The organism is Halococcus sp. AFM35, assembly GCF_051195015.1.
In the GTDB taxonomy this organism is placed as follows: Archaea; Halobacteriota; Halobacteria; order Halobacteriales; family Halococcaceae; genus Halococcus.
The window spans coordinates 56,315-73,800 of record NZ_JBNTJU010000012.1 but is presented as its reverse complement, the minus strand read 5'-3'; the positions used below and the strand labels follow the sequence as shown (position 1 = coordinate 73,800).

General features: G+C 66.2%; 22 protein-coding genes. 14 read left to right on the top strand and 8 right to left on the bottom strand.

Features of this window, described 5'->3' with window-relative positions; translation table 11 throughout:
- Positions 1 to 52 precede the first annotated feature (52 nt).
- From ACQUQO_RS11085 to ACQUQO_RS11075, 3 genes are read left to right on the top strand one after another with little or no spacing between them, the layout of a single operon-like run.
- Positions 53 to 973, top strand: a complete 921-nt coding sequence (locus tag ACQUQO_RS11085; protein WP_435078076.1) for a rhomboid family intramembrane serine protease — start codon at positions 53 to 55, stop codon at positions 971 to 973.
- A complete protein-coding gene (locus ACQUQO_RS11080; RefSeq protein WP_435078075.1) occupies positions 973 to 1,734 on the top strand; it encodes an endonuclease V in 762 nt (253 codons plus the stop codon). The genes ACQUQO_RS11085 and ACQUQO_RS11080 overlap by 1 nt, the downstream gene beginning before the upstream one ends.
- A gap of 54 nt (positions 1,735 to 1,788) precedes the next feature.
- Complete coding sequence (locus tag ACQUQO_RS11075; RefSeq protein ID WP_435078074.1) at positions 1,789 to 2,610, top strand: SDR family oxidoreductase; 822 nt, start codon at positions 1,789 to 1,791, stop codon at positions 2,608 to 2,610.
- Between the two features lie 268 nt (positions 2,611 to 2,878).
- On the opposite strand, the gene ACQUQO_RS11070 is transcribed toward ACQUQO_RS11075, so the two are convergent.
- Positions 2,879 to 3,979, bottom strand: a complete 1,101-nt coding sequence (locus ACQUQO_RS11070; RefSeq protein ID WP_435078073.1) for a pyridoxal phosphate-dependent aminotransferase — start codon at positions 3,977 to 3,979, stop codon at positions 2,879 to 2,881.
- Positions 3,980 to 4,063: 84 nt separating this feature from the next.
- Here ACQUQO_RS11070 and ACQUQO_RS11065 point away from each other — a divergent pair, with 84 nt between their 5' ends.
- Genes ACQUQO_RS11065 through ACQUQO_RS11055 form a run of 3 tightly spaced genes read left to right on the top strand, consistent with a single transcriptional unit; the run spans position 4,064 to position 6,157 of the window.
- Positions 4,064 to 4,585 (top strand): CinA family protein, encoded by a 522-nt coding sequence (locus ACQUQO_RS11065; RefSeq protein WP_435078072.1) that lies wholly within the window; start codon positions 4,064 to 4,066, stop codon positions 4,583 to 4,585.
- Positions 4,586 to 4,612: 27 nt separating this feature from the next.
- Complete coding sequence (locus ACQUQO_RS11060) at positions 4,613 to 5,101, top strand: metal-dependent hydrolase (protein ID WP_435078071.1); 489 nt, start codon at positions 4,613 to 4,615, stop codon at positions 5,099 to 5,101.
- Between the two features lie 48 nt (positions 5,102 to 5,149).
- Positions 5,150 to 6,157: a PGF-CTERM sorting domain-containing protein gene (locus ACQUQO_RS11055; RefSeq protein WP_435078070.1), complete on the top strand. Its 1,008-nt coding sequence runs from the start codon at positions 5,150 to 5,152 to the stop codon at positions 6,155 to 6,157.
- Between the two features lie 2 nt (positions 6,158 to 6,159).
- Here the strand turns inward: ACQUQO_RS11055 and ACQUQO_RS11050 are convergent, their stop codons facing one another.
- From ACQUQO_RS11050 to ACQUQO_RS11025, 6 genes are read right to left on the bottom strand one after another with little or no spacing between them, the layout of a single operon-like run.
- Positions 6,160 to 6,924, bottom strand: a complete 765-nt coding sequence (locus tag ACQUQO_RS11050; protein ID WP_435078069.1) for a PHP-associated domain-containing protein — start codon at positions 6,922 to 6,924, stop codon at positions 6,160 to 6,162.
- Between the two features lie 56 nt (positions 6,925 to 6,980).
- Positions 6,981 to 7,418 (bottom strand): transcription elongation factor Spt5, encoded by a 438-nt coding sequence (locus ACQUQO_RS11045; RefSeq protein WP_435078068.1) that lies wholly within the window; start codon positions 7,416 to 7,418, stop codon positions 6,981 to 6,983.
- A gap of 2 nt (positions 7,419 to 7,420) precedes the next feature.
- On the bottom strand, positions 7,421 to 7,594 hold the full coding sequence (locus ACQUQO_RS11040) for a protein translocase SEC61 complex subunit gamma (RefSeq protein ID WP_435078067.1): 174 nt from the start codon (positions 7,592 to 7,594) through the stop codon (positions 7,421 to 7,423).
- Between the two features lie 53 nt (positions 7,595 to 7,647).
- Entirely contained in the window at positions 7,648 to 8,775 is a 1,128-nt protein-coding gene (gene ftsZ, locus ACQUQO_RS11035; protein ID WP_435078066.1) for a cell division protein FtsZ, read from the bottom strand.
- Positions 8,776 to 8,799: 24 nt separating this feature from the next.
- Entirely contained in the window at positions 8,800 to 10,158 is a 1,359-nt protein-coding gene (locus ACQUQO_RS11030) for a D-aminoacyl-tRNA deacylase (protein WP_435078065.1), read from the bottom strand.
- Positions 10,158 to 11,513 (bottom strand): sodium:calcium antiporter, encoded by a 1,356-nt coding sequence (locus ACQUQO_RS11025; RefSeq protein WP_435078064.1) that lies wholly within the window; start codon positions 11,511 to 11,513, stop codon positions 10,158 to 10,160. The genes ACQUQO_RS11030 and ACQUQO_RS11025 overlap by 1 nt, the downstream gene beginning before the upstream one ends.
- Positions 11,514 to 11,620: 107 nt before the next feature.
- On the opposite strand from ACQUQO_RS11025, the gene ACQUQO_RS11020 reads away from it, so the two are divergent.
- The 6 genes from ACQUQO_RS11020 to ACQUQO_RS10995 all read left to right on the top strand — a co-directional run bounded on the left by ACQUQO_RS11020 (position 11,621) and on the right by ACQUQO_RS10995 (position 15,639).
- Positions 11,621 to 12,418 carry a shikimate dehydrogenase gene (locus tag ACQUQO_RS11020; protein ID WP_435078063.1) on the top strand — a complete coding sequence of 266 codons (798 nt, stop codon included), beginning with the start codon at positions 11,621 to 11,623 and terminating at the stop codon, positions 12,416 to 12,418.
- A 23-nt stretch (positions 12,419 to 12,441) separates the two neighbouring features.
- Positions 12,442 to 13,254: a helix-hairpin-helix domain-containing protein gene (locus ACQUQO_RS11015; RefSeq protein ID WP_435078062.1), complete on the top strand. Its 813-nt coding sequence runs from the start codon at positions 12,442 to 12,444 to the stop codon at positions 13,252 to 13,254.
- 1 nt (position 13,255) lies between these two features.
- Positions 13,256 to 14,125, top strand: coding sequence for an aminotransferase class IV (locus ACQUQO_RS11010; protein ID WP_435078061.1), 870 nt, complete (start codon positions 13,256 to 13,258; stop codon positions 14,123 to 14,125).
- Positions 14,126 to 14,168: 43 nt separating this feature from the next.
- Complete coding sequence (locus tag ACQUQO_RS11005; protein ID WP_435078060.1) at positions 14,169 to 14,969, top strand: enoyl-CoA hydratase/isomerase family protein; 801 nt, start codon at positions 14,169 to 14,171, stop codon at positions 14,967 to 14,969.
- A 68-nt stretch (positions 14,970 to 15,037) separates the two neighbouring features.
- Positions 15,038 to 15,280, top strand: a complete 243-nt coding sequence (locus tag ACQUQO_RS11000) for an amphi-Trp domain-containing protein (RefSeq protein ID WP_435078059.1) — start codon at positions 15,038 to 15,040, stop codon at positions 15,278 to 15,280.
- A complete protein-coding gene (locus ACQUQO_RS10995; protein ID WP_435078058.1) occupies positions 15,277 to 15,639 on the top strand; it encodes a hypothetical protein in 363 nt (120 codons plus the stop codon). Before ACQUQO_RS11000 ends, ACQUQO_RS10995 begins: the two co-directional genes overlap by 4 nt.
- A gap of 4 nt (positions 15,640 to 15,643) precedes the next feature.
- Here ACQUQO_RS10995 and ACQUQO_RS10990 read toward each other — a convergent pair whose 3' ends face one another.
- The gene (locus ACQUQO_RS10990) at positions 15,644 to 16,075 is read right to left on the bottom strand and encodes a DUF5796 family protein (RefSeq protein WP_435078057.1); all 432 of its coding nucleotides are present in this window, start codon (positions 16,073 to 16,075) and stop codon (positions 15,644 to 15,646) included.
- A gap of 86 nt (positions 16,076 to 16,161) precedes the next feature.
- Between ACQUQO_RS10990 and ACQUQO_RS10985 the strand changes: the two genes are divergently transcribed.
- Positions 16,162 to 17,025, top strand: a complete 864-nt coding sequence (locus ACQUQO_RS10985) for a shikimate kinase (RefSeq protein WP_435078056.1) — start codon at positions 16,162 to 16,164, stop codon at positions 17,023 to 17,025.
- On the top strand, positions 16,983 to 17,288 hold the full coding sequence (locus tag ACQUQO_RS10980) for a chorismate mutase (protein WP_435078055.1): 306 nt from the start codon (positions 16,983 to 16,985) through the stop codon (positions 17,286 to 17,288). The genes ACQUQO_RS10985 and ACQUQO_RS10980 overlap by 43 nt, the downstream gene beginning before the upstream one ends.
- Positions 17,289 to 17,486: the final 198 nt, after the last annotated feature.

The following is a 17,486-nucleotide window of genomic DNA, read 5'->3' as shown; positions in this document are numbered from 1 at the left end:
ACCGCGAGCGCGGACCCCAACCGACTTGACTCGCCGGTGCAATGGTTCGACAATGGCGACGTGCGACGTGTGTGGCAAAAACGAGAACATGCCGTATCACTGCCGACACTGCGGCGGCACGTTCTGTGGCGAACACCGCCTGCCCGAGAGCCACGACTGCCCCGGTCTCGAAAACTGGAACGACCCCTCGGGCGTCTTCGACAGCGGGTTCGACGACAGCGTGGAAAACCGGGGCGGCCAGTCCTCGGGCTGGCTCTCGGGGCTGTTCGATACCGGTACTGGTGGTCCGCTCGGCTACTTCCGCGGCAACATGACCTTCGTCTTTCTCGGACTGATGTTCGTCACCTTCGCGCTGCAGTTCATGGTCTTCCCGCTCTTTGGCGCACCGCCCGGCTCTCAGCTATGGAGCGCAGTGTTCGTGATTTCGCCACAGCATCCATTCTATGTCTGGACGTGGTTCACCTCGATCTTCGCTCACGGGGGATTCTTCCATCTGCTCGTCAACGCCATCGTCATCTACTTCTTCGGCCGAATAGTCGAAAACTACGTCGGCTCGCGGGAGTTCACCCTGCTCTTTCTCGGCAGCGGCGCGCTCGCCGGACTGAGCCAGATCGGCATCGAGATGCTCCAAGGCGGCATTACCGGTGCACTCGGCGCGAGCGGGGCCGCACTCGCCGTGATGGGCGTGCTCACCGTCATCAAACCCGACCTCAGGGTGTATCTCTACTTCTTCATCCCGGTCCCGATATGGCTGCTCACCGCCGGCTACGTCGTCATCTCGGTCTCGGGCGCGCTCGGCGGGCCAGGTATCGCCGGCGTCGCCAACGTCGCCCACCTCGTCGGCCTGCTCATCGGACTCGCCTACGGCCGGCGCGTCAAGGGCCGACAGCGCATGCCCGACCAGCTCCAGTTCGGTGGCGGGCGCGGCGGTGGCGGTATGGGCGGTCCCGGACGCGGGCGTGGACCGTTCTGATGGAGCCAGTCAACCCGGAATTCGTCCCCGACCCCGAAAGCTCGCGCGAGGAGATGGAGGCTCTCCAGCGCGCGGTCGCCGCCGAAGCGACCTTCACAGACGACCACCCGTTCGACTCGGCGGCCGTTTCGACGGCCAACACGCTCACATCCGGCGATTCGCCCGTGGTGGTCGGCATCGACCAAGCCTTCCTCGACGACAGGGCCGTGGGTGCGGTCGTCGCCCTGCGTGGCGGCACGGTCATCGAACGCGCGAGCGCCGTGGCCGACTGTGAGTTTCCGTACGTGCCGGGATTGCTCTCCTTTCGGGAGGCCGGAGCCGTCGTCGCCGCCTTCGAGAACCTCTCCATCGACCCCGATATCGCAGTGTTCGACGGCAGCGGCCGCATCCATTTCCGGGAAGCGGGTCTCGCCACCCACCTCGGGGTCGTCTTCGACCTCCCCAGCATCGGCGTCGCCAAGGGCCTGCTCTGTGGCACGCCCCGCGGCTCGCTCGATGGACTTCCGGAGGGTGCGCGCGTCGCCATCGACGCCGACGAGGACGTCGAAGCAGAGGGAACCATCGGCTACGCGCTCCAGACCCGCCAGTACGAGTCCGGAACGCGGAAAATCAACCCGGTGTACGTGAGTCCGGGCCATCGCGTCGGTCCCGAGACGGCTACTGACATCACGGAACAGTTGTGCGACGGCTACAAACTCCCCGAACCGACGCGACTCGCCGACAGTCACGCCGATACGGTGAAGCGCGACCTGACGGAATGAACCGGCGTGCGAACGGCGGAAGTTAACTACCCGGCCCGAGAGGGATGGAATAGAATGGCGAAGACCGCACTCATCACCGGCTGTTCGTCGGGTATCGGCCGCGCGACCGCCGAAGCCTTCCTCGATGCCGAATGGACCGTCTACGCGACCGCCCGCGACGAAGCCGACATCTCGGACCTCGAAATGGCGGGCTGTGCAACCGCCGCGCTCGACGTGACCGACGGCGAGCAAGTCGAAGAGGTGGTCGAGCGCATCGTCGACGAAACGGACCGCATCGACTGTCTGGTGAACAACGCGGGCTACGGCCAGTTCGGGCCAATCGAGGACGTCCCCACCGAGCGGGTGCGCGAGCAGTTCGCAACCAACACCTTCGGCCCGCACCGGCTGACCCGCGCGGTTCTGCCACACATGCGCGACCGCGGCCACGGCCGCATCGTCAACGTGTCGAGCACCGCCGGCCGCTTCGCCACCCCCGGCCGGGGCGTCTACGCCGGCTCGAAGTCCGCGCTCGAAGCCATGTCGGCGGCGCTCCGGGCGGAGGTCGCCGACTACGGCATCGACGTGTCGGTGGTCGCGCCCGGCCCAGTCGCCACCGCCTTCGACGAGCGCGCCGACGACGAACTCGACGGGCTGGAGCGCTCGGGAGCCTACGAGGTGTTCTACGACTACTTCGAGGACTATCGCACCGTGGTCGAGGGCGGCGTCGGTACCGTCAGTCCCGAGGAAGTCGCCGACGCCATCCTCGATGCGGCGGTCTCGCCCGACCCGCCGGCGCGCTATCCCGTGGGAGCGGTGGCACAGGCGGCCGAGTACGCCCGATTCCTCCCCGCCGGCGTTCGCAACTCGCTGTACGACCTCGTTCGCCGCGTGGTGTAAACACCCACTTTTTACTCGTCGGGTTCGCGCGGAGCGCGAACCACTCCTCGCAAAAACCTGGACTGAAAAGAGCCGCTCACTCGCCTGCGGCTCGCTCGCGGTTCGAGTGCTTACCGGCTCCGCTACCGCACCGCGACAGCCACACCCTCCCCAGCCGATTCGCTCCGTTCGGGCTACGCCCTCACTCCACTCATCCCTCGCGTGAGTCGTGCCTTCGGCACTCCCGCGCGCCGACAGCACCCCGCTATACCGCGCCAGCACCGAATCGTCAGCCGAAGAACTCGGCCAGCCGGCGACCCGCTTGTTCGACCTCGGGCGTGACGAGCGCGAAGCGGAACCAGTCGGCGCGCGCCTCGCCGAAGGTCTCACCGGGCATGGCGGCGACGCCTGCGCCGTCGATGAGCCGTTCGGCGTTGTCCATCGTGCCCGGGAAATCGGGAAAGCGCGCCATCACGTAGAACCCGCCGTCCGGGGCGTTGTACTCCGCACCGGCAGCGTCGAGGGCGTCGGTGAACGTGTCGATTCGCTGGCGGAGTCGCTCGCGGTTTCGCTCGTAATACTCCGGACCGGTCGCGCGGAGCGCGGAGAGCACGGCGTACTGGGCGGGCCGACTCCCGGCGACGTTCACGAGCATGTGACGGGTGCGTGCGCCCTCGACCAGTCCCCGAGGAAAAATCCCATACCCGACGCGAAAGCCCGTGATGGCCATCGATTTCGAAAACGAGTTCGTCACGACTCGATGGGACGAATCGACCGCGAGCGCGCTCGAAAACTCGCCGGTGTAATCGAAGTGGTCGTACACTTCGTCGCTCACGAGTATCGCGTCGTGTGCCTCGGCGACGTTCACCAATTCGGTCATCGTCTCCTCGGGATAGACCGTACCAGTGGGATTGTTCGGCGTGTTGACGACGATGGCCGCCGTCTCGTCGCTCGCGCGCTCATCGAGGGCGGCGGGGTCGAGCGAGCCATCGGAATCGACCGGGACGTATCGAGGCACGCCGCCGAGCAGTCGCGTCTTGCCGGGGTAGTAGGGGTACACCGGGTCGGTGAGCAGCACCTCCTCGCCGGCGTCGCGGTCGAGCGCGCCCGCCAGCGCGAGGTAGTTCGCTTCGCCAGCGCCGTTGGTGACGACGACGGTTTCGATATCGACACCGCGCCGAGCGGCGATCTCTTCTCGAAGCGCGTCGAGTCCCGCGCTCGGCGGATACTGGTAGTCGTCCCCATCGAAATCGGCGTACTCGCCGAGTCCATCGCCAATCGCGGGCGGGGAGTCCCAGTCGGGACCACCGCTGACCATCCCGACCACTTCGTCATCGCTGGCCGCCGCGTACTGCATCAGCCGGAAGAACTGCGGCGTCTGGTAGTCCATACGTTCCCTGATTCCCGGCTCGTACTCGGTCTTTCGGAAGTCGTGGGCGCTGGTTTATTGCTCGTGGCGACCCGGAACACGTCCATGCCGGATTCCGACGCTATCGAGAAGCGACTCGGCGACGCCCTTCGAGAGACCGACGCCACCATCGCGGTCGCCGAATCCTGTACTGGAGGACTCGTGGGGTCGTTGCTCACCGACGTACCGGGGTCGAGCGACTACTTCGACCGCTCGCTCGTGACCTACTCCTCGCGGGCCAAGCGGACGCTGCTCGCGGTCAGCCGCGAGAGCCTCGATGCCCACGGCGCGGTGAGCGAGCCGGTCGCCCGTGAGATGGCTCGCGGCGCGCGCGACACCGCCGATACGACGTGGGGCGTGGCGACTACCGGCATCGCCGGTCCCGACGGCGGCACCGACGAGAAACCGGTCGGCACCGTCTTCATCGGCGTCGCCCATGCCGCGCCGTGGACGACCGGTGATTCGACGAGCACGGTCGAGCATCACGTCCTCGGCGGTACACGGGAGGAGATAAAGGAAAAGATCGCCCGGCGCGCGCTTGCGGCGGTGCTCGATGCACTCCGCGACCGCGAGCAGGAAACGACTTAGGGACCACCCGCCTCGGAGGAGCCGAGGATGAACAAGCGCGGGCACGTACTCAATGCACTCGTCCTGAGCGTCGGTCTCGGCTGTCTGGCTGCCCCCACACTGGACGCGAGGACGCTCTGGACCGTCGTCGCCATCGCCGTGCCCGTGACCCTCGGCGCGCTCGTTCCCGACGTCGACACCGCCTTCGGCACCCACCGCAAGACGCTACACAACCTTCCCGTACTCCTCCTGTTTTTCGTCTATCCCATCTATTTCGGCAACCTCCGGCTCGTCTGGGTCGGCGTCGCCACCCACTACGTGCTCGACTTGCTGGGGTCGAAACGCGGTATTGCGCTGTTCTATCCGTTCGACCGCGCCGAGTTCGACGTTCCCATCGGCGTCTCGGCACGGAGTCGCTACGCCGGTGGATTGATGGTGCTCATCACGGCGCTCGAACTCGCGGTCGCCGCCGCGCTCGCTACCGACCTCCCGCGCCGACTCCTCGAAAGCGGACTCCGCGCGAGCGGTCTCGCGTGAGTCGAGAGCAGAACAGGTATCACTCGCGGGTGGTTCGGTGCGAACACGATGACTGCAGGCAGAACCGTCGGCGTCTGTGTGGTCGTGTTCGCACTGGTCGCTGCGGGCGTCGCCGGCACCGCGGGCGCACAGAGCGCACCGACGCCCATCGACTCGTGTCGGACCATCGCCGACGACGGCGAGTACGTGCTCACGTCGGATATCGAGAACAGTTCTCAATCGACGTGCGTCCAAATCCTGTCGAGCGACGTCGTCTTCGACGGCGGCGGCCACACCATCGACGGGGCGAACGCCTCCGAGAGCGTCGGCGTGAAGGTGAACAACTCGCTGACGAGCCTCTCGAACGTCACCGTGCGAAACGTCTCGACGACCGGCTGGACGACCGGCGTCCTCTATCGTGACGTCCAAAACGGCACCATCGAGAACGTCAACGCGAGCGCGAACCGCCGCCACGGCATCCGCTTGCGCGCCGCGAGCAACACCCGACTCGAAAACGTCACCGCAGTCGAAAACGGCCGCTGGAGCCTCTACACCGTGGGGAACACGACGAACGTCGTCGGGGAACGGTTCACGACGCGCTCGGCCGGCAACGTCTCCTTCAGAGCCAGCGACGTCGCACTCACGGGCGTCGGCCCGGTACCGGGCGGTCTCGAAAACCGCTCGACGGTCGGCCAGCGCCTCGGCGCGGCCGGCACGAGTCCGAACAGTTCGCTCCGTCTCGGCATCGGCTACGACGACCGGAACGTGACGCGGGCGAACGTGACAGAGAACAGTCTCCGGATGTGGCGTTTCGACGGCAACTGGAGCAAACCCTCAGGCGTGAACTTCGTCAACATCAAGCGCAACCGCGTCGTCGCCGAAGTGCAAGAGGTCGACAACGCGAGCGTCTTCGCCCCGGCAGGGAACGTCGAGACGCCGACACCCACGCCGACCCCGACCGCAACCACGACCGAGGCGGCCGCGAACACGACGAGCAGCTCGGAGGGACCGGGCTTCGGGATCGCCCTCGCGCTCGTCGCGCTGCTTGCGAGCGCGCTTGCCCTCCTGCGGCGCTGACGTCAGTACACTCGCACGTCCGCGAAGCGACTCTCATAGACGTCCCGTTCGGGATGGGTCGGCTCCGTCCCCGAGAGCACGAGTCTGTCGAACTTCGTCACGGTGTTTTCGTAGCCCAGATGTGCGAACTCCGCGGCACGCCGCAGTCGGTGAATCGTCCCCGCTCGATGCTCGATGCGCCGGGGCACGCCATCACGGAGCGCCGCGAGCAGGTCGCCTCCGGTCTCGATACGCTCTGCGAAGGCCGTCCAGACCTCGCCGACCGTCCGGTGGCGATGGGCATACGAGGAACCGAACGCCGGAAGCGCCAGTTCGGCAACCATCGAGCGCGCACGGCGGTTATGATAGCGCCAGTATTTGGGGTTATAGGTCTCGACGGCGTCGATGACGTCCTGATAGCGGTCGATGGCCGCGCGACCGAGGCTCACGTTCAGGAACTCGGGATGAGGAGCCAGCACGGCCGCCCCCTGTCTGTCGAGTTCGGCCATCGCCCCCTCTAAGGTGATGAAATCAGGTATCGGACTGTCGAGACCAACCGCGAGGACGTGTCGCCGGTTGCGCCACGACCCGGTAAAGAGTTCGCGGCCCGGCACCACCAGCAGGTCCTCGTCGGAGTATTCACGCGCCGTCGCCCGGATGTCGGGCAAGCGCGTGAAGTGGGGCGCATAGACCAGCGCGTCGAGTCCGTACCGCTTGGCCCGGCTGACTACCTGCTCGTCGAGGACCTTGACGTGCAAGTCGACGCGAAACGGCTCGTGGGACGTCACTTGAGTCGAGAGGACGGCCGCCAGCGTATAGCGATTTCCGGTTTGGAACGCGAGGGTTAGCGCTCCTCACTATCCAGCACACGAATCTGGTCGCCACGCACGGTGACGGGAATCGGAACGGTGGCCTCGTAGAGTTCGACCGTCACCTGGTCCTTGCCCTCGTCGATGCGCTGGACCTGTGCCTTCTCGCCCTTGAATGGGCCGGCGACGAGCTCGACGATATCGCTCTCGGCGATACCTTCGACGTCGGGCTTCGGTGAGAGGAAGTGTTCGACCTCCGCAATCGAGGACTTACCGGGAACGAGATTTCTGGCGTGGGGAATCTCGTCGAGTACCCGTTCGAGGATGGCGTGGTCGTCGGCCTCGACCATCACGTAACTCGTCAGCGAATCCGGTGCGAGCGCGGCGTGAACCTCCTCCGCCTCGCGTTCCATGATCATATCGGCGACGGTGCGCTCTTGGCTCGCGGTCGTCTTCACCGCGTACATCCCCATCGTCAGACACCTCCGGGGAGGAGATTCATCAGCGTGAAGATGAGAAATCCGATGATGCCGATGAGGAGAATGCCCGCGCCGGCGATGAGCGCGATACGGGAGAACTCCTCCCACGAGGGCGTGCTGGCGAGTTTCAACACGCGCGTGTAGCTCGATAGGTCGTATTTGATGTCCATATTCCATCTACCGCCCACAGGGATTTCTATGTGTTGTTTGGACTACTTCGGAACTATTCGACGTAATCGATGTCCGAATCGACCTGCCCGCTGGTCTCGCCCGCAAGGTCCGAACGCCCGTAAATCTGTGGTGAATCGACACCCGTGACGACGATCATCGTCTCCATCTTCCCGGAGAAGCTTTCATCCACTGACGCGCCCCAGATGATGCGCGCGTCGGGGTCGATGCGGTCGTATATCTCCTCGACGACACCCTCTGCCTCTTCGATTGACATGTCGGGACCGCCGACGACGTTGACGAGCGCCGAGCTCGCACCCGAGAACTCCACATCCAGAAGTGGCGAACGCAGCGCCGAACGGATGGAGTCGGTGGCCTTGTTCTCCGAATCCGATTCGCCGAGTCCGATCATCGCGACGCCGCCGTTTTCCATCACCGTACGAACGTCGGCGAAGTCGACATTGACCAGTCCGGGTTTGGTGATGAGCTCGGTCATGCCCTTCACCGAGCGCATCAGAACCCTGTCACAGATGGTGAACGCATCCTGCAACGGGAGGTTCGGCGCGTATTCGAGCAGGCGGTCGTTCGGCACCACGATGACCGTATCCGAGACGGCCCTGAGGCGTTCGAGCCCCGCGTCGGCGTTCGCACGCCGGCGCTCGCCCTCCGCCGTGAAGGGGATGGTGGCGATGGCGATGGTGAGCGCGCCGGCTTCCTGGGCGGCCTGAGCGACGACCGGTGCCGCACCCGTTCCCGTGCCGCCACCCAATCCTGCGGTGACGAAGACCATATCGGAGCCGTCGATGGTCTCGTTGATGTCGTCGAGCGTCTCGCGGGCGGCCTCCTCGCCGATTTTCGGCACCGAGCCGGCACCGCGCCCGCCGGTCTTCTCGCGGCCCATCAGGATCTTCGTGTCCGCCTGCACCTGCTCGACGAGGTGCTGGGCGTCGGTGTTCGCCGCGACGAGTTTCGCGCCGTGGATGCCCTCCTCGGCCATCCGGGTGACGGTGTTCGAGCCGGCCCCACCACAGCCGACCACCGTAATCTGGGTCTTGAGATCCTCGACGACGCCAGCGAGTTCCTCGTTGGTCATCGTCCCCGCCTCGCGCTCGCCGGCCGGCGTCTCGCCCTCGGCGCGGTCGTCTTCGGCCTCGTCGATGGCGTCCTCGATGATGGAATCCATTTGTGTGCGAGTGGCGCACGCCGCCTATTTATCTTTCCCCTTCCGTTCGGCGTCGCCATCGAGCCGAAAGCGCCGCTCGCGCTCCTCGTGGACGGTCTCGGGGTCGATGGTCCGCCCATTGACGCCCACCGACTCGCCGGCAGCGAGACGGCCAAATTTCGGTCCCTCGGGAACGCCCATCTCCTCGGCTTTCTCGGGCGAGAAGGACGTCTCACGTGCCACGGCCGTCGCTCCGAGTCGCTCGACATCGTGGTATTTCTCGCGGAGGATTTCGAGAAGCGCATCGAGCATCGACTCCCGTGCGGTCTCGTCGACCAGCGCGCGCCCGCCGAGACGGGTTCCCGACTGCTCGGTGTCGAACGCGAGCGCGTGACGTGCGACGGTCTCGCGCGCCGCCGCGGCGTCGATGCCCTCGGCTTCGGCGAGCAGGGCGGAGGGCAGTCGCCAGCGTTCGGCGCTGTCGATGGTCGCCTCCCCGGCGGGTGCGCCGAAGCGAAGTCCGTCGTCGATGCTCGTGAGTCGGCGTTCGGCTTCGGTAACGATATCGAGCGGGACGCCTGTGGTCTCGCGCAGCCACGTTTCGCTCACGAGGTCGTAGCCGAGGCGCTCGACTGTGGCTTCGAGTTCGGGTCGCTCGCCCTCGATGAGCGCGCGCTCGGCCCCGCTTCGCTCGAAGGCTCGGCGTATCACGTCGTCGTTCACGCTGCCCATCGCATCGAGCGCCCAGTCCGCGCCGATATGCCCGACCGCCCAGTCGGTCTCCCGCACTATTCGCTCGAATCGGGGGACGTAGTGGCCGCCGCCGAAGCCTACGAGTTGGCGCTCGCGCCGTGGCGAGGTGTCGCGCAAGTCGAGGATTGCGCGGGCGACCGCACGCGCTCCCGCCGGGTCGTTCCACTCAGATTCGGCGCTGCCCAACTCGACGAACATCGAGGGAACGCCCACGTCGGTGGGTCCGTGGTGGGTACACTCCATGCCCACCTCGTAGTCCGCCGGCGCGTACGCGGCGAGCGAATCGAGGACTTCGGAATGGGCGTTCGGAGCCGCCGCGGCGAACTCGCCGTCCCGCCCGCCGGCTTCGGCCGGCCCGAAGTTTCCGGTGTGGTGAGCCGTGAGGAGGGGACCGGTGTCGCCGGCGTGTTTCGAGGCGAAGACCGCCATCCGAGGGTCGGTGAACGCTGCGGCGACGTCCGTGAGGTCGAGATGCAGTCCGTCGAATTCGCGCATCTCGACGCCCGGCGCGCGATAGACCTTTTGGCCCGCGCCGTCGGGACGGGCGTCGTCGGTGGTGTGTTCGAACTCGATACACTCGCGGAGCTGTTCGCCGATGGCCACCGAGGCGGGGTCGGCCCGGCTAACGAGGATGGCGAGCGAGCGCGCCATCAGTCAGCCCGTTCTGGTTGGCCGGAGCCGCCGACGGCCTCTCGGGCGTTCGTCACCGTGCGCCCGAGCAGTTCGCGCAGGCTCTCGCGGTGGCGGACGAACAGCCCGAGACCGAGGACCATGTAGACGACGGTATAGACGTAGAGAATGGTGATGGAGAGGTTCGTCTGTGCCGGGTCGGTATAGGTCTGAATCACGTAGAACTCCGCAATCACCTGTGAGATGAACAGGACGAAGAGTGCGACCGCCTCGCGGCCGGATATCTCGAAGTTCGAGAGGATGGCGAGCGCGAAGAGGCTCTGGGCGGCGGTAATCCAGATCTCGGCGACCTGTTTCTCGTCGATGGGCAGTCCGCCGATGTGGCCGGCAGCGATGGAATACACCACGGCAAGGGTCCCGATGAGCAGGGTCCACTGGTTGAGCTTCGAGGAGATGAGCGCGTTGAAGCCGGCCGTCGAGCGCGCCTTGTTCACGAGATAGGCCACGACCACGAGTTCGGGACTCTCGCTTGCGAGCGGCGCGATCCACTGAATCATGAAGAACTCGGGGACGCCAAGACTCGTGCCGAGCGTTTCGAGACCGTTCGCAAACGGATGCACCGCCCAGAAGATGACGAGACCCGAAAAGGCGAACAGAAGGAGCACGACTGCGATGCGGGGCACCTTCGGATACCCCTGAAAGTACTCCGGAACGCCGACGGTCTCCTCGGACGCCTCGGCATCGCCGCGGATGACGATGGCGATGTAGGCAACATAGAGACCGACGAGGATGATGGTGTCAACGATGCCGATAGTGCCACCGAGCGGAACGAAAAAGGCATAGGCCGTGGCCGCGAGCAGGAAGGCGATCTCGGTGGCAATCTCGCGGTCGATGACCACTCTGTCGGCGAGCAGTCCCGAGTGGTGCTCGACCGCCGAGTCGCCCTTCCGCTTCGCGCGGTAGATGGTGTAGAGGGCGATACCGGCCCAGCCGATCCCGATGAGGATGCGGTTCGCGCCGGTCATGTTCGCAATCGCAAGACTCGCCGCCGCGCTCTGGCCGGGGTCGGCCCCGGCCTGCCACGCATAGAGGGCGTCGACGGCGTACTCGGGAGCGACCGCCAGCACCGCCAGCACCGCGATGGCGAACGCCGTTGGAACGTCCTTTTCGGCGGTTTCGGCTCCCCACGCGAGCAGGAACGCCGCGCCGAGAATGGCGAAGCCACCGACGAGGACCGCGATGCCAGGGGCGATGTTCTGTCCCGGTGGTTGCGGGCTGAGGTGGAAACCGTGTGTGATGTAGAGTGCGAGAAACGGCACCGTCAGTAGCAACGCGAGGGCGACGGCGACAAGCGGGTGGCGAAAGCGTTCGAGCATGGTCGAAAACCGCGAGGCATGCACCTATCTCTTTTGCTGTCGGTCGCCGGTCCGGCGTCGTTCGGTCCGACCGGCCCGCTTATCGCCTCGGGTGACGACGCACGCCCATGCAGGTGTTCGGACTCATCGGCTCGCCGGTCGAGCACTCGCTGTCACCACCGCTGCACGAGGCGGCCTACGAGGAACTGGGCATGGACGCCCGGTACGTCACCTTCGAACCCGAACCGGAGACTCTCGAAACGGCCATCGAGGGCGCACGCGCGCTCGGAATTTCCGGGTTGAACGTCACGATTCCGTTCAAACGCGACGCCCTCGACGTGTGCGAGCCGGACGCGTTGGCGAGACGCATCGGCGCGGTCAACACGCTCGATTTCGGCAGTGGGAATGTGACCGGCCACAACACCGACGCCGTGGGCCTCACGCGCGCGCTCGCCCATCATGACGTCGCGCTGGCAGGCCGGGCGGTCGTCGTCGGCGCTGGCGGGGCGGGCCGCGCGGCGGCCTTTGCGCTCGCTGACGAAGGGATGGCGGTCGCCATCGCCAATCGTACCGTCGAGCGTGCTCACGACCTCGCTGGCGAGGTCGACGGCGCGACTGGCCACGGACTCGACGAACTAGAAGAGCTACTCGCGGATGCCGACGTGGTGGTGAACGCCACGAGCGTCGGGATGGAAAGCGACGAGATGCCCGTCCCGCCCGCAGCACTCCACAGCAATCTCGCGGTGCTCGATGCGGTCTATTCGCCGGTCGAGACGCGACTGCTCCGGGAAGCCTCGTCGGTCGGTGCGACGACGATAGATGGCGGATGGATGCTGCTCTATCAGGGCGTGGCGGCCTTCGAACGCTGGACCGGGCACACGGCCCCCGTGGACGTAATGAACGCGGCGCTTCGGGCACGTATTTAAGTCCGGGGATGGTAGGGTCGCCCATGACGCTGCTCGACACCATCAAATCGGTCCTCGGACTCGACAAGGGACGGTCGAACGACCGGCGAAACGGGCGCTCGGAGACGGCCGCACCAGCGACGGACTCCGAGGATGCGGTCACGGGAACTGGGGACGACGAGCCAGTGGCCGCCGGCGGCGACGCGGCCGGCTCGACCGAATCCATGCTCGATGAGAGCGCTGAGGGCGGTGCCGAACAAGGTGAAGTCACGGGACCGGCATCGGGCGACGACGCGAGCACGGACCTCGATACCGAGGACGACAATCAGGCGGACGAATCGGCGGCTGCCGGTGGCGACGCGGCCGGTTCGACCGGTTCGATGACCGACGAGGAGAGTTCGTCGGGAGCCGCCGAACCCGGCGAGGCGGTCGGACCAACGAACGAGGAGGACCTTGACCCCGACCACGACGAGCACGGTGGCGACGGTGCAACGAGCGAGGCGAGCGGCGACGTGGCAGGTGGCGACGGGACCGCAGCGGAGTCGGCCGCGGCGGGCGGCGACGCGACCGGCTCGACCGGCTCGGTCACCGAGGAAACGAATGAATCGATTTCGGCCACCGAGGACGCCGAAGCGGCCGGTCCGACCGACGCGGACCCGACCGGTGATACCGCCGACCACGCGGTCGACGCGCTCAAAGGCATCGGTCCCTCCTATGCCGAGCGGCTCGGCGAGGCCGGCATCGAGACCGTCGACGATCTCGCCGACGCTGACCCCGCCGACGTCGCCGACGAGATCGACGTCTCCGAGAGTCGGGTCGAACGCTGGAGCGAGCGCGCGAAGGCCCGTCGACAGTAGCTTGGAGTATCACCTGAACGGCGCACTCGTCCCCGCGAGCGAGGCGACCGTGAGCGTTCACGACCGCGGGTTTCGCTACGGCGACGCCGTTCGCGTCGGGCTGCGAGCCTATGGCGGGAGCGTTTTCGAGTGGGAACTGAACGAAGAGCGCCTCCGGCGGGCCGCTGACGGACTCGGCTTTGCCGATGCGGTTCCCGAAGACCTACACGAACGAGTCCACGAGACGCTCGCCGCCAACGACCTCGCCGACGCCCACCTCGCGGTCTCGATCACTCGCGGTGTCGGCGGCGGTCTCACGCCCGTTTCCGATGCCGAACCGACGGTCATCGTTACCGCCGAAGAGCGTCCGCGCGGCGGTCTCGACGGGACGCGGGCGTGGGACGACCCGGCGCTCGTCCAGATCGTGAAGACGCGGTCGATTTCAGGGCGGACGATCCCGACCCCGGCGCTGACCCACGCGCGCCTCGACGGTGTACTCGCACGGAGCGAAATCGAACGCGCCAGTACCGACGATTATCACGCCGACGAGGCGCTCGTGCGCGACGAAGAGGGAACCCTCGTCGGTGGCGCGGCGAGCAGCGTGTTCTTCGTCGCCGACGGTACGCTCAAGACGCCGAGTGCAGCTGTGGCGTTTCCGGATGTGACCCGCGAGGTGGTCCTCGACCTCGCCCGCGAGGAGTCGTTTCCGGTCGAGACGGGCGAGTACGCGCCGGCGGACGTGCGCGACGCCGACGAGGCCTTCCTCACGAACCCGACGTGGGAACTGCGGCCCATCGCGCGCGCCGACGGCGTGGCGGTCGGCACGGGACCGGTCACGCAGCTCCTGACGCGGCTGTTCGACGAGTACGTCGAGCGCCGCCACTACGAGTGATGTCGACCGGCAGTATCTTGATGCCGACCCTCGATGGCCCGGTATGCACGAGGAGCTCGATACCGTGGTCGTGGAGTTCGACGAAGCGGAAGGAGTCGGCAGGCTGACGCTGAACCGCCCGGACTCGCTGAACGCGATGAACATGCGGATGCGCGAGGACATCGAGACGGGTCTCGGGATGCTCGCCGAACGCGACGAGGAGGGAGACGGTGTCGCCGTCCGCGTGGTGGTCATCGAAGGGACCGGCGAGAAGGCGTTCTGTGCCGGCGCGGACATCACGGGGTTTTCCGGCGTGTCACCCGCCGCTTTCGACGCCCACGGGATGCGCGATTCGGTCATCGAGTTTCCCGCACCCGTGGTGGCGAAAATCGACGGCTACTGTTTGGGTGGGGGGCTCGAACTCGCGCTGGCGTGTGATATCCGCATCGCCAGCGAGTCGAGTCGACTGGGATTCCCGGAGGTCGATTTGGGATTGCTGCCGGGTGCCGGCGGCGTCCAGTACGTCTCACGGCTGGCCGGTCCCGCCGTCGCCAAGGAACTCGCCATGACCGGCGAGCACATGGGCGGCGAGCGTGCCGCCGAGGAGAGTATCGTCAACCACGTCCACGGCGACGAGGAATTCGACGAGGAGGTCGAGGCGTTCGTCGGGACGCTCGCGGCGAAGCCGCCGCTGGCGATTCGTGCAATCAAGGACTCGGGCAACGTCAGCGTCGAATCCGGCCTTCGTGAGGGCCGTAAGTACGACCGCCGGGTGTTTTCGACGCTGCTCGAAACCGACGACCATGAGGAAGGCGCGCGGGCGTTCGCCGAGGACGACTACGACCCCGAGTTCCGGGGCAAGTAGCCCGGCGTGTCGGGGGCGACCCCGCGGTCAGGCACAACCCTTAATTGAAAACCACCCGTTTCAACAGTATGGTAGAAAAGAACATCAGCGAAGCGAAACTCGACCGTGCCGAGGCCGCAGAACGCCTGCGGGCGATTGCCGACGACTTGGAGTCCGACGAGGAGTTCCATATCGACATCGACAACAAGACCATCACGCTGCATCCGCGCGAGAGGGTGGCCTTCGAACTCGGCGTGCGCGAGCGCTCGTCGATCCTCCGGGGGAGTCGCGAGTCGGTGACCATCAAGATGGACTGGAAGGCCAAATCATGAGCCTCATCACCAGCATCGCCATCTTCGTCGTCAGCCTCACCGTCGGCGCGGCGGGCATCTACGCTGGCGTCCGTCTCGTCGCCGACAGTTCGGTGAGCTTCGTCAGCGCGCTTATCACCGCCCTGCTCGGAGTCATCGTCTATACAGTGCTCGGCTTTCTCAACATCATCCCGCTGCTCGGACCGCTACTGCTGCTGATCATCTGGGTCGGGGTCATCAACTTCCGCTATCCGGGCGGCTGGATTGCCGCGGGAGGGATCGGACTCGTCGCGTGGTTCGTCTCGGTGGCCGTGTTGTACCTGCTCGGGTCGATCTTCGAGTTCATCTCGCTGTCGGCGCTCGGCGTGCCCGGCGTCTGACGGTTCACCCCTCCGCGGTAACGATTTCGACGCTGCGCTCGCCCATCTCGTCCTCCTCGAAGACGAACACGCGCCCGCGGGCGGTCTCCGGGTCGGCGTCGACGGTGACGCGGTGGCCTGCCGCGCGCACGCTCACGCCCGGGAACAGGGTAGTTTCCTCGTCTTCATCGACCAAGACGCGCCCGACACCGGTCTCGGCGATGATTTCGTCGACGGTCGTCCGGTCGTTGACGTAGACGAGCACGCCCTCGGTCTCGGTGGGGTCGGTCACGAGGACGTGGACTTCTTTGCCCGGCGCGGTAGTGTGGGAGTCCTCGACCGTCGTCGGCACACCGTGATAGAACACCTCGCGGCCGTCGGTGTACTCGACGGCGATGCCCGCCTCCGTGAGGTCGATAGAAAGGGTATCGGGCGAGTGTTCGCTGTGGTAGCTCATGGACGGACTATTACTGTGTGGGCCAAAAGCCGTGTGCTCCCGTCGGGACCGCCATCGGTAAGTTCGCCGGCGCGCGACGCCGCTACATGGATGGACGCGCGAGCGCGCCGGCAGCCGGTACAATCGTGAACGCGCTCGCCACCGGCAGGGGGAGCGCGTTCGCCATCGACCGCGAGACGACCGCGACGGTCGAACTCACGAGCGGCGGCGACGTGACCGGCACGATTGCGAACGCGCCCGACGCCGACACGCGCCTCATCGAGCGGTGTGTCGAACTCGTCGTCGAAAGATGCGGCGACGGGCAGGGTGCACGAGTCGAGACCGAGAGCGAGATACCGATGGCCGCCGGATTGAAGAGTTCGAGCGCCGCGGCGAACGCCACGGTGCTGGCGACGTGCGACGCGCTCGACATGACTGTGGGCGAGGACGGGACGCTCTCGCTCGCGGACGCCGCCCGACTCGGCGTGCGCGCCGCCCGCGAGGTGGGAGTCACCGTGACGGGCGCGTTCGACGACGCGAGCGCGAGCATGCTCGGCGGCGTCACCGTCACCGACAACACGGCCGACGAGGTGCTCGCGCGCGGAACGGTCGATTGGGACGTGCTGGTGTGGACGCCCGACGAGCGCGCGTTCAGCGCCGACGCCGATGTCACACGCTGCGAGCGGGTCGCGCCCGTCGTCGAGGTCGCCGTCGAGAGAGCGCTCGCTGGCGAGTACGAGCGCGCGATGACGGTCAACGGGCTGGCGTTCTGTGCGGCGCTCGACTTTCCAACTGCACCGGCGATGGCGGCGCTCGGACACGTCTCGGGTGTCTCGCTTTCTGGCACCGGGCCGAGCTACGTCGCGGTCGGCGAGCGCAAAGGATTGAAGAAGGTACAAGAGGCGTGGAGCGAGTACGATGGGAATACATGGCTGACGACGAGCCGGACCGACGGCGCACGGACGGAATGAGCCTCGACGAGCTGCGCGAGGAGATTCAGACCATCGACCGCGAAATCGTCGAACACATCGCCCAGCGCACCTACGTCGCCGACGCCATCGCCGAGGTCAAACGCGAGCAGGGTCTGCCGACGACCGACGAGTCCCAAGAGCAGCGCGTGATGGAACGGGCCGGCGAGAACGCCCAGCGCTTCGATGTCGACGACAACCTCGTGAAGGCGATGTTCCGGCTGCTCATCGAACTGAACAAGGTCGAACAGCGGGAGAGTCGATGACAATTATAGGGATTATCGTCACCATTCGGATTTCGATACACTCGGATTCGAACCCGTCTCACGAGTCCTGTCCACGGAATCTATGACGTTCGACGATAATTCCTATAACACGCTTCGCGTTCTACGTTTGACCCGAGATGAGACCGTTCTTCAGCCCAGTCGAACATCGCGTCAAGAACGTCCAGTGAGTATCGACCC

Excerpts from the sequence above, each read along its gene's own strand:
- ACQUQO_RS11055 (WP_435078070.1), top strand. The coding sequence starts at position 5,150 with ATGACTGCAGGCAGAACCGTCGGCGTCTGTGTGGTCGTGTTCGCACTG.
- ftsZ (WP_435078066.1), bottom strand. The coding sequence starts at position 8,775 with ATGGATTCCATCATCGAGGACGCCATCGACGAGGCCGAAGACGACCGC.
- ACQUQO_RS11045 (WP_435078068.1), bottom strand. The coding sequence starts at position 7,418 with ATGGGGATGTACGCGGTGAAGACGACCGCGAGCCAAGAGCGCACCGTC.
- ACQUQO_RS11060 (WP_435078071.1), top strand. The coding sequence starts at position 4,613 with ATGAACAAGCGCGGGCACGTACTCAATGCACTCGTCCTGAGCGTCGGT.
- ACQUQO_RS11070 (WP_435078073.1), bottom strand. The coding sequence starts at position 3,979 with ATGGACTACCAGACGCCGCAGTTCTTCCGGCTGATGCAGTACGCGGCG.
- ACQUQO_RS11025 (WP_435078064.1), bottom strand. The coding sequence starts at position 11,513 with ATGCTCGAACGCTTTCGCCACCCGCTTGTCGCCGTCGCCCTCGCGTTG.
- ACQUQO_RS11015 (WP_435078062.1), top strand. The coding sequence starts at position 12,442 with ATGACGCTGCTCGACACCATCAAATCGGTCCTCGGACTCGACAAGGGA.
- ACQUQO_RS11075 (WP_435078074.1), top strand. The coding sequence starts at position 1,789 with ATGGCGAAGACCGCACTCATCACCGGCTGTTCGTCGGGTATCGGCCGC.
- ACQUQO_RS10980 (WP_435078055.1), top strand. The coding sequence starts at position 16,983 with ATGGCTGACGACGAGCCGGACCGACGGCGCACGGACGGAATGAGCCTC.
- ACQUQO_RS11030 (WP_435078065.1), bottom strand. The coding sequence starts at position 10,158 with ATGGCGCGCTCGCTCGCCATCCTCGTTAGCCGGGCCGACCCCGCCTCG.
- ACQUQO_RS10990 (WP_435078057.1), bottom strand. The coding sequence starts at position 16,075 with ATGAGCTACCACAGCGAACACTCGCCCGATACCCTTTCTATCGACCTC.
- ACQUQO_RS11085 (WP_435078076.1), top strand. The coding sequence starts at position 53 with ATGGCGACGTGCGACGTGTGTGGCAAAAACGAGAACATGCCGTATCAC.
- ACQUQO_RS11080 (WP_435078075.1), top strand. The coding sequence starts at position 973 with ATGGAGCCAGTCAACCCGGAATTCGTCCCCGACCCCGAAAGCTCGCGC.
- ACQUQO_RS10995 (WP_435078058.1), top strand. The coding sequence starts at position 15,277 with ATGAGCCTCATCACCAGCATCGCCATCTTCGTCGTCAGCCTCACCGTC.
- ACQUQO_RS11065 (WP_435078072.1), top strand. The coding sequence starts at position 4,064 with ATGCCGGATTCCGACGCTATCGAGAAGCGACTCGGCGACGCCCTTCGA.
- ACQUQO_RS11040 (WP_435078067.1), bottom strand. The coding sequence starts at position 7,594 with ATGGACATCAAATACGACCTATCGAGCTACACGCGCGTGTTGAAACTC.
- ACQUQO_RS11005 (WP_435078060.1), top strand. The coding sequence starts at position 14,169 with ATGCACGAGGAGCTCGATACCGTGGTCGTGGAGTTCGACGAAGCGGAA.
- ACQUQO_RS11000 (WP_435078059.1), top strand. The coding sequence starts at position 15,038 with ATGGTAGAAAAGAACATCAGCGAAGCGAAACTCGACCGTGCCGAGGCC.
- ACQUQO_RS11020 (WP_435078063.1), top strand. The coding sequence starts at position 11,621 with ATGCAGGTGTTCGGACTCATCGGCTCGCCGGTCGAGCACTCGCTGTCA.
- ACQUQO_RS10985 (WP_435078056.1), top strand. The coding sequence starts at position 16,162 with ATGGATGGACGCGCGAGCGCGCCGGCAGCCGGTACAATCGTGAACGCG.